We start from the raw sequence: 15,597 nt of genomic DNA on the forward strand, positions 1-15,597 counted from the left end.
AAGCACCAGGCACCCGGCCCCGTCCGCTCGCCCTCTACGCTCCGTAGAAGAGGTCCTCCATCACCGCGCGCGCCCTGCGGGTGATCCGACGGTAGTCGTCCAGCATGTCGCCCACGTGCCCCGGGTCGTACCCCAAGTACCTTCCCATGGCCGCCAGTTCGCGACCGTCCGACGGGAACGTGTCGCCCGCCCGCCCCCGTACGAGCATCACCCCGTTGCGCACCCGCGTCGCCAGTACCCACGCCTCGTCCAGGATCTGGGCCTCCTCGGTGGGGATCAGGCCCGCCGCGTGTGCCGCGGCCAGGGCGGCCCGCGTGCGCGTGGTGCGCAGTCCCGGCTCCGCCCACCCGTGCTGCATCTGCAACAGCTGGACCGTCCACTCGACGTCGCTCAGCCCGCCCCGCCCGAGCTTCGTGTGCAGCGTCGGGTCCGCTCCGCGCGGCATCCGCTCGGACTCCATCCGGGCCTTGAGACGGCGGATCTCGCGGACCGCGTCGTCGCCCAGCCCCTCCACCGGGTAGCGCAACGGGTCCACCAGCTCGATGAAGCGCCGTCCCAGATCCGGATCGCCGGCCATCGGGTCGGCCCGCAGCAGTGCCTGGCTCTCCCACACCAGGGACCACCGCCGGTAGTACGCCCCGTAGGACTTCAGGGACCGCACCAGCGGCCCGCTCTTGCCCTCCGGCCGCAGATCCGCGTCGATCAGCAACGGCGGGTCGGCGGTGGGAAGTTGCAGCAGCCGCCGCATCTCCGTGACGACCTTGTTGGCGGCCTGCGCGGCCTCCTGCTCGTCGACGCCCTCGCGCGGCTCGTGCACGAACAGCACGTCGGCGTCCGACCCGTACCCCAGCTCGTGACCGCCGAAGCGGCCCATCCCGATCACCGCGAAGCGCGTCGGCAGCTCGTCGCCCCACTGGTCGCGCACCGCCGCCCGCAGGGCGCCCGCGAGGGTCGCCGCGTTGAGGTCGGTCACCGCCCCGCAGACCCGGTCGACGAGAGCCCCCGGGTCCGACTCGGCGGGGCTGTCCTCCGTGCCGTACGAGCCGATGATGTCTGCGGCGGTCGTACGGAACAGCTCCCGCCGCCGCACCCCGCGTGCCGCGGTCACCCCGCCCTCGGCGCCGTCCGCGCGGCCCACCGCCGCCAGGACCTCCTGCTCCAGGTGGTCGCGCCCGCGCGGCTGGAGGCCCTTGGGGTCGCCGAGGATGGCCACCGCCTCCGGGGCCCGCAGGAGCAGGTCCGGGGCGAGCCGCCCCGCCGACAGCACCCGGGCCAGGTTCTCGGCCGCCGCCCCCTCGTCCCGCAACAGCCGCAGGTACCAGGGGGTCTTGCCCAGTGCGTCCGACACCTTGCGGAAACCCAGCAGTCCGGCGTCCGGGTCGGCGGAGTCGGCGAACCACCCCAACAGGACGGGCAGCAGGGTGCGTTGGATGGCCGCCTTGCGCGTCACGCCCGAGGACAGGGCCTCCAGGTGACGCAGCGCCCCCACCGGGTCCGCGTAGCCGAGCGCTTCGAGCCGCTGACCGGCCGCGCGCGGGCTCAACCTGGTCTCGCCGGGGGCGAGCTGGGCCACCGCGTCCAGCAGCGGGCGGTAGAAGATCTTCTCGTGCAGGCGGCGGACCACCGACGCGTGCCGCCGCCACGCCTGCTGGAGCTGCGTGACCGGCTCGCCCCGCATGCCCAGCGAACGCCCCAGCCGCCGCAGGTCGGCCTCGCCCTCCGGCACGAGGTGGGTGCGCCGCAGCCGGTACAGCTGGATGCGGTGCTCCATCTGCCGCAGGAACCGGTACGCCTCGTCGAGCTGCGCGGCGTCCGCCCGCCCCACGTACCCCCCGGCGGCGAGCGCCTGCAACGCCTCCAGCGTCGACCCGCTGTGCAGCGACGCGTCGCTCCTGCCGTGCACCAGCTGGAGCAGCTGTACGGCGAACTCGACGTCCCGCAGCCCGCCGGGCCCCAGCTTCAGCTCGCGCTCCACCTGGCCCACCGGAATGTTGTCGACGACCCGCCGACGCATCTTCTGCACGTCGGGCACGAAGTTCTCGCGCTCGGCGGCCTGCCACACCATCGGGGAGAGGGCGGCGACGTACTCCTCGCCCAGCGCCGGGTCCCCGGCCACCGGGCGGGCCTTCAGCAGGGCCTGGAACTCCCAGGTCTTCGCCCAGCGCTGGTAGTACGCGACGTGGCTGGACAGCGACCTGACCAGGGGGCCGTTGCGGCCCTCGGGGCGCAGGTTGGCGTCCACCGGCCAGATGACGCCCTCGCCGGTCGTCTCCGAGCAGATCCGCATGAGGTGCGCGGCGAGCCGGGTCGCCGCCCGCATCGCCTTGTCCTCGTCGGCGCCGTCGACGGCCTCCCCGACGAAGATCACGTCCACGTCCGAGACGTAGTTCAGCTCGTGGCCGCCGCACTTGCCCATCGCGACGACCGCCAGCCGGCACTGCGCGGCGTCGGCGGGAGCGGCCCGGCGGGCGATGGCGAGCGCGGCGCGCAGGGTGGCCGTGGCGAGGTCGGCCAGCTCGGCGGCGGTCTGCGCGACGTCGGTCGTGCCGCACACGTCGCGGGCCGCGATCGACAGCAGGCAGCGGCGGTAGGCGACCCGCAGCGCGTCCGGGTCCTCCGCTGCGGCGAGCCCGCGCTCGAACTCCGCCACGCCGGGGTGCAGGTCCACCGCCTCGTACGTGAGCAGGGCGTGCCAGTCGCCCGGGTGGCGGGCGAGGTGGTCGGCGAGGGCCTCGGACGCGCCCATGACGCCCAGGAGACGGTCCCGGAGCGGCTTGGCGGACACGAGCGTGCGGAGGAATTCCTGCCGCTGGTCGTCGTCCGGCTGGGCCTCGGCGAGACGCACCAGGCCGCCCAGGGCGAGGTCCGGGTCGGCGGTCGCGCCGAGAGCGTCCAGGAGGACCGGGTCGTGCCGTACGGAGGCGAGGGCGTCCTCGTCGAGGAGGCGCTCGGAGGCGGCCGGGTCGGTGAAGCCGTGCCGGATGAGGCGGGTGAAGGTCGAGCTGCGGCGGCCGGGCACGGTCATCTTTGGTTCCCCGCAATTTGCTGGCGCTGGCGGAAAGGGTGCGGGTTCCGAGCGTAGGGGGTGGGGGAGGTGGGGGGCCGGTGCGGGTGGGCGTGGCGGGGTGGGGGCGAGGGCCCGGGGGGCGCGGGTACGGGGGGCGGGGGCGTGGGGTGGGGGGTGCGCCTCCGGTGGGGGCCGCCCCCTTGCCCGCCCTCCCCCGAGCACTCGGCTTCGCTCGTGCAGAGAGGAACCCCCGCGCCCCCGGGGGCGGCCCCGCCGCCCGAGGGGGCTCACGGCGAGCGGCCCCGCCGCCCGAGGGGGCTGGCGTGGAGCGGCCCCGCCGTCCCAGGGGGCTCTGCCGGGAGGGGTCAGGCGCGGGCGGGGAGGAGGGAGCCGGGGCGGGGGGTCACCAGTTTCGGGAGCCGGTGGGGCAGGGACCCGTACCAGGCGTAGGCCACCGCGTACCCGAAGGACAGGCACATCACGCCGCCCACCGCGTCCAGCCAGAAGTGGTTGGCGGTGGCCACGATCACGACGAGCGTGAGCGTCGGGTAGAGCAGTCCCAGCACCCGCACCCACGGCACCGAGGCCAGGAAGAAGATCGTCAGCCCGCACCACGTCGACCACCCGATGTGCATGGACGGCATCGCCGCGTACTGGTTCGACATGTGCTTGAGGTCGCCGGAGGCCATCGACCCCCACGTGTGGTGCACGAGCACGGTGTCGATGAAGCCGCCGCCGTTCATCAGGCGGGGCGGCGCCAGCGGGTACAGGTAGTAGCCCACCAGGGCCACGCCGGTCGTCGCGAAGAGGATCGTGCGGGCCGCCGCGTACCTGCCCGGCTGCCAGCGGTAGAGCCACACCAGCACGCCGATCGTCACGATGAAGTGCAGGGTCGCGTAGTAGTAGTTCATCGACACGACCAGCCAGGTGACGGAGTCCACCGCATGGTTGATCGTCTTCTCGACGGCGATCCCGAGGTCTTTCTCGACCTTCCAGATCCAGTCGGCGTTGGCGAGCGCCTTCGCCTTCTGCTCGGGGACGGCGTTGCGGATCATCGAGTAGATCCAGTAGCTGACCACGAGCAGCAGGATCTCGAACCAGATGCGCGGACGGCGCGGCGACCTGATGCGGGTGAGCGCGGCGCCGATCGTGGAGCCGACGGAGCGACCGACGGAACGGCGGGCCGGTGACGCCCCCTCCCCGCTCACCGTGGGTGAGGGGATGGTGGCCCTCTGGCCTGCCTCGGTTCTCGTGGTCGCTTCACCCATGAAACGGAAGTCTGCCAGATCGTTATGGAAGCTCGATCATCCTCGGGTGGGTTCTGATCCGCCCGATGTCCGACCTGAGGACGACGACCTTACGGGGGAGAGCCCTGAGAAAGGCGCACTTCAGAGGCGGGGACCGGAGGCGGTCGAGCCGCGCACCACCAGTTCGGGCATGAACACGAACTCGCTGTGCGGGGCGGGGGTGCCCCCGACCTCCTCCAGCAGGGCGCGTACGGCCGCCTGCCCCATCGCGGTGACGGGCTTCCTGATCGTCGTCAGGGGCGGGTCGGTGAACGCTATGAGCGGGGAGTCGTCGAAGCCGACCACGGACACGTCGCGCGGCACCTCCAGGCCCAGGCGCCTGGCCGCCCGGATCGCGCCGAGAGCCATCATGTCGCTGGCGCAGACGACCGCCGTGCAGCCCCGTTCGATGAGCGCCGAGGCGGCGGCCTGGCCGCCCTCCAGCGTGTAGAGGGAGTGCTGGACCAGGTCGTCGGCCTCCTCCGCCGACAGCCCCAGCCTTTCCTGCACGCTGCTGCGGAAGCCCTCGATCTTGCGCAGGACGGGCACGAACCGCTTCGGACCCACCGCCAGCCCGATCCGGGTGTGGCCGAGGGAGGCCAGATGCGTCACGGCGAGCCGCATCGCCGCCCGGTCGTCGGGGGAGATGAAGGGAGCCTGCACCTTCGGCGAGAAGCCGTCCACGAGGACGAAGGGGACGCCCAGGGCGCGCAGCTGCTCGTAGCGCCGCATGTCGGCCGTGGTGTCGGCGTGCAGCCCGGAGACGAAGATGATGCCGGAGACGCCGCGCGCGACCAGCATCTCGGTCAGTTCGTCCTCGGTGGAGCCGCCGGGGGTCTGGGTGGCGAGTACCGGGGTGTAGCCCTGCCGGGTCAGTGCCTGCCCGATCACCTGGGCGAGCGCGGGGAAGATCGGGTTCTCCAGCTCGGGGGTGATGAGCCCGACGAGGCCCGCGCTGAGCCGGCGCAGCCGGACGGGGCGCTCGTACCCGAGGACGTCGAGCGCGGCCAGAACGGACTCGCGGGTGGCCGAGGCAACACCCGGCTTGCCGTTCAGGACCCGGCTGACCGTCGCTTCGCTGACACCCGCCTGGGCTGCGATGTCGGCTAGCCGTGCGGTCATGTCTGTGGACCTTACCGGGCGCCTGTCAGATTTCCCACCAGGCGCAGGATTCGGCCGCGAGGACGACGGTCGAGCCGTCGTCCTCCACCTCGGCCGAAGCCAGCAACAGGCTTCCGGGGGAGGAGAGTTCGACGGGCTCAGGGCCCGTGTTGAGGGTGCATCGGAAGCCGGGCCGGACGAAGTCCAGCAGCCCGTCCGCCGCCCCGCCGGACACCCACTCCATCTCTCCGTCACCCAGGCCGGGCAGCTCCCGCCGCAGCGCCAGCGCCCGCCGGTACAGCTCCAGCGTCGAGCCGGCCGTCCCTCGCTGCGCGGCCACGCTCAGCCGGCTCCACTGTTCGGGCTGCGGCAGCCAGCTGCCCCCGCTGCCGAAGCCGTACGAGGGTCCGTCGGCCTCCCAGGGGATCGGCACCCGGCACCCGTCGCGCAGTCCGTCCTGGCCGTCGGTGCGGAAGAAGGACGGGTCCTGGCGCACCTCGTCGGGGAGGTCGGCGACCTCGGGCAGGCCCAGCTCCTCGCCCTGGTAGAGGTACGCCGAGCCGGGCAGCGCCAGCATCAGCAGGGCGGCGGCGCGGGCCCGCCGCAGTCCCCGCGCGCCGTCGCCGCCGCCGTACCGGGTGCGGTGGCGGACCACGTCGTGGTTGGAGAGGACCCAGGTGGTGGGGGCGCCCACCGAGCCGGTCGCGCGCAGTGAGGAGTCGACGACTGCGCGCATCGCGGCGGCGTCCCAGGGGCACGTGAGGAACTGGAAGTTGAACGCCTGGTGCAGCTCGTCGGGCCGTACGTACAGGGCGAGCCGCTCGGCGGACGGGGCCCATGCCTCCGCGACGCCGATGCGTTCCCCCTCGTACGAGTCGAGCAGCCGTCGCCACCCGCGGTGGATGAGGTGCACCGCGTCCTGGTCGAAGAAGGGCAGGACCTGCGAGCCGATCATCCTGGCCTGCTCGCGCGCCCCGATGTCCGGCATGCCCGCCGCCTTGACCATGCCGTGCGCCACGTCGACGCGGAACCCGTCGACGCCGCGGTCCAGCCAGAAGCGCAGGATCGAGTCGAACTCGGCGTGCACGGCCGGGTTCTCCCAGTTGAGGTCGGGCTGTTCGGGGGCGAAGAGGTGCAGGTACCAGGAACCGTCGGCGGTACGGGACCAGGCGGGGCCGCCGAAGACGGACTCCCAGTCGTTCGGCGGGAGTCGGCCGTCGGCCCCGCGGCCGGGCCGGAAGTGGTAGAGGTCCCGTTCGGGGCCGCCGGCCAGGGCCGCCCGGAACCACTCGTGCTGCTCGGAGGTGTGGTTGGGCACCACGTCGACGATGACCCGGATGCCCGACCGGTGTGCGGCGGCGATGAGTTGCTCGGCGTCGGCGAGGGTCCCGAAGCGGGGGTCCACCGACCGGTAGTCCGCCACGTCGTAGCCGCCGTCCGCCTGCGGGGAGGTGTAGAAGGGCGTCAGCCACACCGCGTCCACGCCCAGCTCCGCCAGGTGGGGCAGGCGGGCGCGGATGCCGGGGAGGTCTCCGACGCCGTCCCCGTCGCCGTCGGCGAAGGAACGGACGTACACCTGGTAGATCACGGCGTCGCGCCACCACCGCGCGGCGCCGGGTCCTGCGGGGGTGCGGGCGGGGGATGTCATGGCGCTCCCTCTCGTACGGGATCTCGTGGGGGCAACGACGTGATCAACGCCGGGGGCCGTGGAAAGTAACAAGGCTTGCAAGTTCTTGCGGACGGTGCGGCAGAACCTCCTGTCCACCCCTTCGGACGTCTCCCACCTGGGCTGTGCCGTTTCGGACGGCAACCCTCCGGACACGCCGATGTAACGATCCAGCCCCCTTGCAGAAATTTCCCGCAAACTCTTTCGGACTTCTTTCAGGCTTGTTACGTTCCTCCTCGACCCGGCGCCGCGACGGAGCGGTACGGCAGTTGAAGGAGTTCAGATGCGACGTGGCATAGCAGCCACCGCCCTGGTCGCGACCCTGGCGCTCGCGGCGACCGCTTGTGGCGGCGACAGTGACGGCGGCCAGACCAAGGGCAAGGGCGGCGAACTGGCCGGCGAGGTCACCTGGTGGGACACCTCCACGGTCGGCAGCGAGGACAAGGTCTTCAAGAAGATCGCCGAGGACTTCAAGAAGAAGCACCCGAAGGTCACCGTCAAGTACGTCAACGTGCCCTTCGGCGACGCCCAGAACAAGTTCAAGAACGCCGCTCAGGCGGGCGGCGCCCCCGACGTGATCCGCGCCGAGGTCGCCTGGACCCCGGACTTCGCCGACCTCGGCTACCTGGCCCCGCTGGACGGCACCGCCGCCCTGAAGAACCAGGACGACTTCCTCAAGCAGGCCGCGGCGTCCACCAAGTACAAGGACAAGACGTACGCCGTCCCGCAGGTCATCGACTCGATGGGCATCTTCTACAACAAGAAGATGTTCAAGGACGCCGGCGTCGAGGTCCCCAAGACGGTCGACGAGCTGAAGACCGTCTCGAAGAAGATCAAGGAGAAGACCGGCAAGACCGGCATGTACCTGCGCGGCGACGACGCGTACTGGTTCCTCTCCTTCCTCTACGGCGAGGGCGGCGACCTGGTCGACGCCAAGAGCAAGACGGTCACCGTCGACAACGCGGCCGGCGCCAAGGCCATGAACGTCGTCAAGGACCTGGTGACCTCCGGGGCCGCCAAGACCGACGCCACCGACGGCTTCGACAACATGCAGAAGGCGTTCAAGTCCGGCGAGGTCGCCATGATGATCAACGGCCCGTGGGCGATCGCCGACACCTACGCCGGCGGCCAGTTCACGGACAAGTCCAACCTGGGCATCGCCCCGGTCCCGGCGGGCTCCGCCGGACAGGGCGCCCCGCAGGGCGGCCACAACCTCGCCGTGTACGCGGGCTCCAAGAACCTGGACGCCTCCTACGCCTTCGTCGAGTACATGTCCTCGCCCGAGGTCCAGGCGCAGGTCACCAAGGAGCTCAACCTGCTGCCGACCCGCACCTCGGTCTACGCGCAGCCGGACGTCGCCAAGAACGAGATCGTCGGCTTCTTCCAGCCGGTCGTCGAGAAGGCCGTCGAGCGCCCCTGGATCCCGGAGACCGGCAGCCTGTTCGCCCCGCTGGTCACCGAGTACACGAAGGTCCTCACCGGACAGACCACGCCCGAGACGGGCGTGAAGACCACCGGCGAGTCGTACCGCAAGCTCCTCAAGGGTTGGAAGTAGCAACTGATGGCTGCCGCTGACACCGGCCGGCCCCTGGTGAAGGCCGCGGGAGACGACATCGTCTCCCGCGGCCCGAGCCGCGACGCCGGACACCACACACCGGGCAAGGGGCCGGGCGGACTCCGCCGGGCACTGTCGACGCACTGGTACGCCTGGACGATGGTCGCCCCCGTGGTGGTCGTCATCGGCGTCATCATCGGATACCCGCTGCTGCGGGGCATCTACCTGTCGTTCACCGACGCCGACGAACGCAACGTCGAGCGCACCATCGGCGTCAACACGATCGACGCGACGTACCAGTTCGTCGGCCTCGACAACTACGTCGAGGCGATCACCGGCGGCCAGTTCCTCGGCACCCTCGGCTGGACCGTCGTGTGGACCGTGGCCTGCGTCTCGATCACCTTCGCACTCGGCATGGGCCTCGCCAACATGCTGAACCGCAGGATCGCGGGCCGCGGCCTGTACCGCGTACTGCTGGTGCTGCCCTGGGCGATCCCCGGCTTCGTCTCCGTCTTCGCCTGGCGCTTCCTGTACAACACGGACAACGGGCTGCTCAACAAGATCCTCGCGGGCGGCGGCATCGACGCCGTGCCGTGGCTGAACGACCCGACCTGGGCGAAGTTCGCGGTGATCTCCGTGAACGTCTGGCTGGGCGTCCCGTTCATGATGGTGGCCCTCCTCGGCGGACTCCAGTCCATCCCGAGGGAGATGTACGAGGCCGCGGAGATGGACGGCGCGACCGCCTGGCAGCGCTTCCTGCACATCACGCTGCCCGGACTGCGCCCGGTGAGCACGACCGTGATCCTGCTCTCCACCATCTGGACCTTCAACATGTTCCCGGTGATCTTCCTGCTCACCCGCGGCGGGCCCGGCGACGCCACCCAGATCCTCGTCACGCAGGCGTACAAGTTCTCCTTCGAGATCAGCCCGCGCGACTTCGCGCAGTCCTCCACGTGGGGCGTGCTGATCCTCGTACTCCTGTTGATCTTCGCCGTGTTCTACCGGCGCGTCCTCCGCAAGCAGGGAGAAGTCTGGTGAGCACCACCACCCCGGTGACGACCGCCCCGGCGAAGGGCACGCTGGTGACCGGCCAGAGCGCCAACGTCCAGCGCCGCGAACGCCGTTCGCCCCTCGCGTCGTTCGGCCTGCACGCCACCCTCGTCGTCGCGTCGGTCGTCGCCGTCTTCCCGGTGCTGTGGGTCCTGCTGACCTCGCTCAAGCCGGCCAAGTACGCGACCACCACCGACTTCGTCCGCGAGACGACCCTCAGCAACTACACCAACCTGCTCAACGACACCCCGTTCCTCACCTGGTTCTGGAACTCGCTGCTCATCGCGGGCCTGTCCACCGTCCTCGGCGTCTTCCTCGCTTCGACCACCGGCTACGCCATCAGCCGCTTCCGGTTCCCCGGCAAGCGCGGCCTGATGTGGACGCTGCTGATCACCCAGATGTTCCCGGTCGCCGTCCTGATCGTGCCGATCTACAACATCATGGCCAAGGTCGGGCTGCTCAACCAGTCGATGGGCCTGGTCATCACGTACCTCACCATCTCCGTGCCGTTCTGCGCGTGGATGATGAAGGGCTTCTTCGACGGCATCCCGCGCGAGATCGACGAGTCCGGACAGGTCGACGGCCTCAACCCGTTCGGCACGTTCTGGCGGCTCGTGCTGCCGCTCGCCAAGCCGGGCATCGCGGTGACCGCCTTCTACTCCTTCATCACCGCCTGGGGCGAGGTCGCCTACGCCTCCGCCTTCCTGGTCGGCGACGAGAACATGACCCTCGCCGGCGGACTCCAGAAGTTCGTCAACCAGTACAGCAGCCAGTGGGGCCCGATGTCCGCCGCCTCCGTACTGATCGCCATACCGGCGGGCGTCTTCTTCGTCTTCGCCCAGCGCCACCTCGTCGCCGGCATGACGGCGGGTGCCACCAAGGGCTGACCGGGCCCGCCCCTCCTGTACGCACGTCCGCACCCGGACGCCCACCCCACACCCCCAGGGACGACATGACCCAGCACCTCGCTGCCCCTGCCCCTGCCCCCGCCACGGCCGCCGCCCCCACCGACTGGTGGCGCGACGCGGTGATCTACCAGGTCTACCCGCGCAGCTTCGCCGACGGCAACGGCGACGGCATGGGCGACCTCGCGGGCATCCGCAGCCGCCTGCCGTACCTCCGGGACCTGGGCGTGGACGCCGTCTGGCTCAGCCCCTTCTACGCCTCCCCACAGGCGGACGCCGGGTACGACGTCTCCGACTACCGGGCCATCGACCCCGTGTTCGGCACGCTCCTGGACGCCGACGGACTGATCCGCGACGCCCACGCACTGGGACTGCGCGTCATCACCGACCTCGTCCCCAACCACTCCTCCGACCAGCACGAGTGGTTCAAGCGCGCCCTCGCCGAAGGTCCCGGCTCGGCCCTGCGCGAGCGCTACCACTTCCGTCCCGGCAAGGGGGCGAACGGTGAACTCCCCCCGAACGACTGGGAGTCCGTGTTCGGCGGTCCCGCCTGGACCCGCACGACCGACCCGGACGGCACGCCCGGCGACTGGTACCTGCACCTCTTCGCCCCCGAGCAGCCCGACTTCAACTGGGAGCACCCTGCCGTCGCCGACGAGTTCCGCTCGATCCTGCGCTTCTGGCTCGACATGGGCGTCGACGGCTTCCGCATCGACGTCGCCCACGGCCTCGTCAAGGCCGCGGGCCTGCCCGACATCGGCTCGCACGACCAGCTCAAGCTGCTCGGCAACGACGTCATGCCGTTCTTCGACCAGGACGGGGTGCACGCCATCTACCGCTCCTGGCGGCAGATCCTCGACGAGTACCCGGGCGAGCGCATCGGCGTCGCCGAGGCGTGGACCCCCACCGTCGAGCGCACCGCGAACTACGTGCGCCCCGACGAACTCCACCAGGCGTTCAACTTCCAGTACCTGGGCACCCACTGGGACGCCGACGCGCTGCGCGAGGTCATCGACACCTCGCTCGCCGCGATGCGCCCCGTCGACGCCCCCGCCACCTGGGTGCTGTCCAACCACGACGTGACCCGGCACGCCACCCGCTTCGCCAACCCGCCCGGACTCGGCACCCAGATCCGCACCGCGGGCGACCGCGAGCTGGGCCTGCGCCGGGCCCGCGCCGCCACCCTGCTGATGCTGGCCCTGCCCGGCTCGGCGTACGTCTACCAGGGCGAGGAACTGGGCCTCCCCGACGTCACCGACCTCCCCGACGAGGTGCGCCAGGACCCGTCCTTCTTCCGTGCGGCCGGCCAGGACGGCTTCCGCGACGGCTGCCGGGTGCCGATCCCGTGGACGTCCACCGGCTCCTCGTACGGCTTCGGCGAGGGCGGCAGCTGGCTGCCCCAGCCGGCGTCCTGGGCGGAGCTGTCCGTGGAGGCGCAGACCGGCGACCCCGCCTCCACCCTGGAGCTGTACCGCTCCGCGCTCGCGGTGCGCCGCGACCACCCGGGCCTCGGCGCGGGCACGGACGTGACGTGGCTGCCGGACGCCCCGGCCGGGGTGCTGGCCTTCGCCCGCGAGGGCTTCGTCTGCACCGCGAACGCCTCGGACACCCCGGTGCGCCTCGCCGCCCCCGGCCGGCTGCTGCTCGCCAGCGGTGACGTCGTGGTCGTCGACGGCGAGCTGGAACTGCCCGCCGACACCACCGTCTGGTGGGCCGTGTGACGCTGACGACGCCGGGGAGCGGCGCGCCCGCTCCCCGGCTCGCCCACATCGCCGCGCAGGCCGAGGTCAGCGAGGCCACCGTCAGCCGCGTCCTCAACGGCAAGGCGGGCGTGGCCGACGGCACCCGGCAGCGGGTCCTGGCGGCCCTCGACGTACTCGGTTACGAGCGGCCCGTACGCCTCAAGCAGCGCACCCCGGAACTGATCGGGCTCGTCATCCCCGAGCTGACCAATCCGATCTTCCCGGCGTTCGCCCAGGTCATCGAGCAGACCCTGGCGGGGCGCGGCTACACGCCGATCCTGTGCACGCAGACCCCGGGCGGCGCGACCGAGGACGAACTCGTCGAGCAGCTCGTGGAACGCGGCGTCGGCGGCATCGTCTTCCTCTCCGGGCTGCACGCCGACCTCTCCACCGACCCCGCCCGTTACTGGGCGCTGGACGCGCGCGGCATCCCGTACGTCCTGATCAACGGCTACAATCCGGCGATCAGCGCCCCCTACGTGTCCCCGGACGACCGTGCCGCCGTGCGGATGGCCGTCGGCCACCTCGCCGACCTCGGCCACGAGAGGATCGGCCTGGCGGTCGGCCCGGTGCGCTACGTTCCCTCCCGGCGCAAACGCGACGGGTTCGTCGACGCGCTCGCCGAGGTGCTCGACGTTCCGGCCGACCGCGCCGAACTCGCCGTCCAGCACACCCTGTTCAGCGTCGAGGGCGGCCAGGCCGCCGCGGGCGCGCTGCTGGACCAGGGGTGCACGGGCATCGTCTGCGGGTCCGACATGATGGCGCTCGGCGTCGTCCGCGCGGCCCGCGAGCGGGGGCTGCGCGTCCCGCAGGACGTGTCGGTGGTCGGCTACGACGACTCGCCGCTCATCCCGTTCACCGACCCTCCCCTCACCACCGTCCGCCAGCCGGTCCAGGCGATGGCGACGGCCGCGGTGGGCGCGCTGCTGGAGGAGCTGGGCGGCAACCCGGTGCAGCGCACGGAGTACGTGTTCCAGCCCGAGCTGATGGTGCGCGGGTCCACGGCGACGGCGCGGGCCTGACCTGCCGGTTCGCGTTCCCCTCGGCCCGTGTTTCTCGTCCTGCGCAAGGGATTGACCTCCCCCGGGGCGGCTCGTACCGTTCCTCCGCAAGAAGCTGCTGACTTCTTGCAGCAAGAACATGCAGTCGGCGGCGTGCGCACCGCGCACGCCGCCGACCGCTATCCCCGGAGCCGCACGCCTCCCCCCTCACAGGCCGCGTCCAGGCCGCCCACGCAGGAGGAATCCCCATGGCCCGCAGACTGCTGTCCGCCATATCCGCGGCAACCGCCGCCCTGCTCGCACCCGCCGCGGTGCTCGTCGCACCCGCCGCCACCGCCCAGGCCGCACCGCCCGGTGACCGGGACGTCACCGCGGTGCTCTTCGAGTGGAAGTTCTCGTCCGTCGCCCGCGCCTGCACCGACTCCCTCGGCCCCGCCGGGTACGGGTTCGTCCAGGTCTCGCCGCCCCAGGAGCACATCCAGGGCGGCCAGTGGTGGACCTCGTACCAGCCCGTCAGCTACCGGATCGCCGGACGGCTCGGCGACCGCGCCGCCTTCAAGAACATGGTCGACACCTGCCACGCGGCGGGTGTGAAGGTGGTCGTGGACTCCGTCATCAACCACATGGCCGCCGGTGACGGCACCGGCACGGGCGGCACCGCGTACCGCAAGTACGACTACCCCGGCCTCTACTCGGGTGCGGACATGGACGACTGCCGCGCCGAGGTCACCGACTACCGCAACCGCGCCAACGTGCAGAACTGCGAACTCGTCGGGCTCGCCGACCTGGACACCGGCGAGGAGTACGTCCGCACGAAGATCGCCGGTTTCCTCAACGACCTGCTCTCGCTCGGCGTCGACGGCTTCCGCATCGATGCCGCCAAGCACATGCCCGCCGCCGATCTCGCCGCCATCAAGGGCAAGTTGAGCAACCCGGGCGTCCACTGGAAGCACGAAGCCATCCACGGCGAGGGCGAGGCCGTCTCACCGGCCGAGTACCTCGGCAGCGGCGACGTGCAGGAATTCCGGTACGGGCGCGCACTCAAGCAGGTGTTCACCGGCGGCGGCAGGCTCGCCGACCTCAAGAACTTCGGCGGCGGCTGGGGCTTCATGGAGTCCGGCAGGTCGGCGGTCTTCGTCGACAACCACGACACCGAGCGCGTCGGCGACACCCTCAACTACAAGGCGGGCAGCGCCTACACGCTCGCCAACGTCTTCATGCTGGCCTGGCCCTACGGCGCGCCGGACGTCCACTCCGGCTACGAGTGGACCGACAAGAACGCCGGACCGCCCGGCGGCGGCCAGGTGAACGCCTGCGGCGCGGACGGCTGGAAGTGCCAGCACTCGTGGCGGGAGATCTCCTCCATGGTCGGCCTGCGCAACGCGGCCAAGGGGCAGCCGGTGACCGGCTGGTGGGACAACGGAGGCAGCCAGATCGCCTTCGGGCGCGGCGACCGGGCCTACGTCGCCCTGAACCACGAGCGGTCCCCGCTCACTCGTACCTTCCAGACCTCCCTGGCGCCCGGCGACTACTGCGACGTGCAGAGCGGGCGCCCGGTCACCGTGGACGGCTCGGGCCGCTTCACCGCGACGCTGGCCCCCGGTACGGCCGTCGCCCTGCACGCGGGGGCACGGAACTGCAAGGCGCCCGCGGAGGGGAGCGGCGCGTCCTTCGGTGTGCGGGCCACCACCCAGTACGGGCAGAACATCCACGTCACGGGCGACCTGCCCGCCCTCGGCAACTGGAACCCGGCCGCCGCGCCCCAGCTGGACCCGGGCGCGTACCCGGTCTGGAAGCTGGACGTACGCCTGCCGGCGGGCACCTCCTTCTCGTACAAGTACGTGCGGAAGGACGCCGCCGGGAACGTCACCTGGGAAAGCGGCGCCAACCGCACCGCCACCGTCCCGCCCACCGGTCTCCTCCGCCTCACGGACACCTGGCGCGACTAGCCAGTAATCCGGCGGCCCCCGCTCGCACCCCGTAGCCCCTGGGGGCGGTGGGGCCGCCTCCGCGGGCGCCGGGCCCCTGCACGAGCGGAGCCGAGTGCTCGGGGGGAGGCGGGCGGGGGTGCACCCCACGGTGGGGGGTGCACCCCCGCTCCACGCCCCGCCACCCACCCTGCACCCCCGCCTTCCACCTGCCCTTTCGCCCCGCCCCACCCCCGCTCCCGCCCGCCCAACTACTCCTGCCGCGCAAAGGGTTGACCGTCACCCCCGGCCCTCGTACCGTCCCGTGCAAGAACTTTCTGCTCCCTTGCAGCAAGAACATTCAGCGGCCGATCGGC

General features: G+C 71.6%; 10 protein-coding genes. 6 read left to right on the forward strand and 4 right to left on the reverse strand.

All coding sequences use genetic code 11. From position 1 onward, the window contains the following. Positions 1-34: 34 nt before the first annotated feature. From ACQPZG_RS24925 to ACQPZG_RS24940, 4 genes are all read right to left on the reverse strand, one after another. Positions 35-3,025, reverse strand: a complete 2,991-nt coding sequence (locus ACQPZG_RS24925) for a bifunctional [glutamine synthetase] adenylyltransferase/[glutamine synthetase]-adenylyl-L-tyrosine phosphorylase (protein ID WP_433547947.1) — start codon at positions 3,023-3,025, stop codon at positions 35-37. A 347-nt stretch (positions 3,026-3,372) separates the two neighbouring features. Continuing rightward, on the reverse strand, positions 3,373-4,275 hold the full coding sequence (locus ACQPZG_RS24930; RefSeq protein WP_433547948.1) for a phosphatase PAP2 family protein: 903 nt from the start codon (positions 4,273-4,275) through the stop codon (positions 3,373-3,375). Between the two features lie 120 nt (positions 4,276-4,395). After that, positions 4,396-5,415 (reverse strand): LacI family DNA-binding transcriptional regulator, encoded by a 1,020-nt coding sequence (locus tag ACQPZG_RS24935; RefSeq protein ID WP_185025958.1) that lies wholly within the window; start codon positions 5,413-5,415, stop codon positions 4,396-4,398. Positions 5,416-5,440: 25 nt separating this feature from the next. Then, positions 5,441-7,042, reverse strand: a complete 1,602-nt coding sequence (locus ACQPZG_RS24940; RefSeq protein WP_433547949.1) for a glycoside hydrolase family 13 protein — start codon at positions 7,040-7,042, stop codon at positions 5,441-5,443. A gap of 301 nt (positions 7,043-7,343) precedes the next feature. Between ACQPZG_RS24940 and ACQPZG_RS24945 the strand changes: the two genes are divergently transcribed. From ACQPZG_RS24945 to ACQPZG_RS24970, 6 genes are all read left to right on the forward strand, one after another. Further along, entirely contained in the window at positions 7,344-8,615 is a 1,272-nt protein-coding gene (locus ACQPZG_RS24945; protein ID WP_433547950.1) for an extracellular solute-binding protein, read from the forward strand. Positions 8,616-8,621: 6 nt separating this feature from the next. Next, a complete protein-coding gene (locus ACQPZG_RS24950; protein WP_433547951.1) occupies positions 8,622-9,653 on the forward strand; it encodes a carbohydrate ABC transporter permease in 1,032 nt (343 codons plus the stop codon). Beyond that, entirely contained in the window at positions 9,650-10,552 is a 903-nt protein-coding gene (locus tag ACQPZG_RS24955; protein WP_433547952.1) for a sugar ABC transporter permease, read from the forward strand. The genes ACQPZG_RS24950 and ACQPZG_RS24955 overlap by 4 nt, the downstream gene beginning before the upstream one ends. Before the next feature lie 65 nt (positions 10,553-10,617). Continuing rightward, positions 10,618-12,291 (forward strand): glycoside hydrolase family 13 protein, encoded by a 1,674-nt coding sequence (locus ACQPZG_RS24960; protein ID WP_433547953.1) that lies wholly within the window; start codon positions 10,618-10,620, stop codon positions 12,289-12,291. Then, a complete protein-coding gene (locus ACQPZG_RS24965) occupies positions 12,276-13,334 on the forward strand; it encodes a LacI family DNA-binding transcriptional regulator (RefSeq protein WP_433549538.1) in 1,059 nt (352 codons plus the stop codon). Before ACQPZG_RS24960 ends, ACQPZG_RS24965 begins: the two co-directional genes overlap by 16 nt. 227 nt (positions 13,335-13,561) lie before the next feature. Next, positions 13,562-15,262, forward strand: a complete 1,701-nt coding sequence (locus ACQPZG_RS24970) for a carbohydrate-binding module family 20 domain-containing protein (protein WP_433547954.1) — start codon at positions 13,562-13,564, stop codon at positions 15,260-15,262. Positions 15,263-15,597: the final 335 nt, after the last annotated feature.

It is taken from the genome of Streptomyces sp. CA-294286 (genome assembly GCF_050947155.1).
In the GTDB taxonomy this organism is placed as follows: Bacteria; Actinomycetota; Actinomycetes; order Streptomycetales; family Streptomycetaceae; genus Streptomyces.

Coding starts and splice junctions, on each gene's coding strand:
- ACQPZG_RS24970 (WP_433547954.1), top strand. CDS start 13,562: ATGGCCCGCAGACTGCTGTCCGCCATATCCGCGGCAACCGCCGCCCTG.
- ACQPZG_RS24925 (WP_433547947.1), bottom strand. CDS start 3,025: ATGACCGTGCCCGGCCGCCGCAGCTCGACCTTCACCCGCCTCATCCGG.
- ACQPZG_RS24950 (WP_433547951.1), top strand. CDS start 8,622: ATGGCTGCCGCTGACACCGGCCGGCCCCTGGTGAAGGCCGCGGGAGAC.
- ACQPZG_RS24935 (WP_185025958.1), bottom strand. CDS start 5,415: ATGACCGCACGGCTAGCCGACATCGCAGCCCAGGCGGGTGTCAGCGAA.
- ACQPZG_RS24940 (WP_433547949.1), bottom strand. CDS start 7,042: ATGACATCCCCCGCCCGCACCCCCGCAGGACCCGGCGCCGCGCGGTGG.
- ACQPZG_RS24930 (WP_433547948.1), bottom strand. CDS start 4,275: ATGGGTGAAGCGACCACGAGAACCGAGGCAGGCCAGAGGGCCACCATC.
- ACQPZG_RS24945 (WP_433547950.1), top strand. CDS start 7,344: ATGCGACGTGGCATAGCAGCCACCGCCCTGGTCGCGACCCTGGCGCTC.
- ACQPZG_RS24960 (WP_433547953.1), top strand. CDS start 10,618: ATGACCCAGCACCTCGCTGCCCCTGCCCCTGCCCCCGCCACGGCCGCC.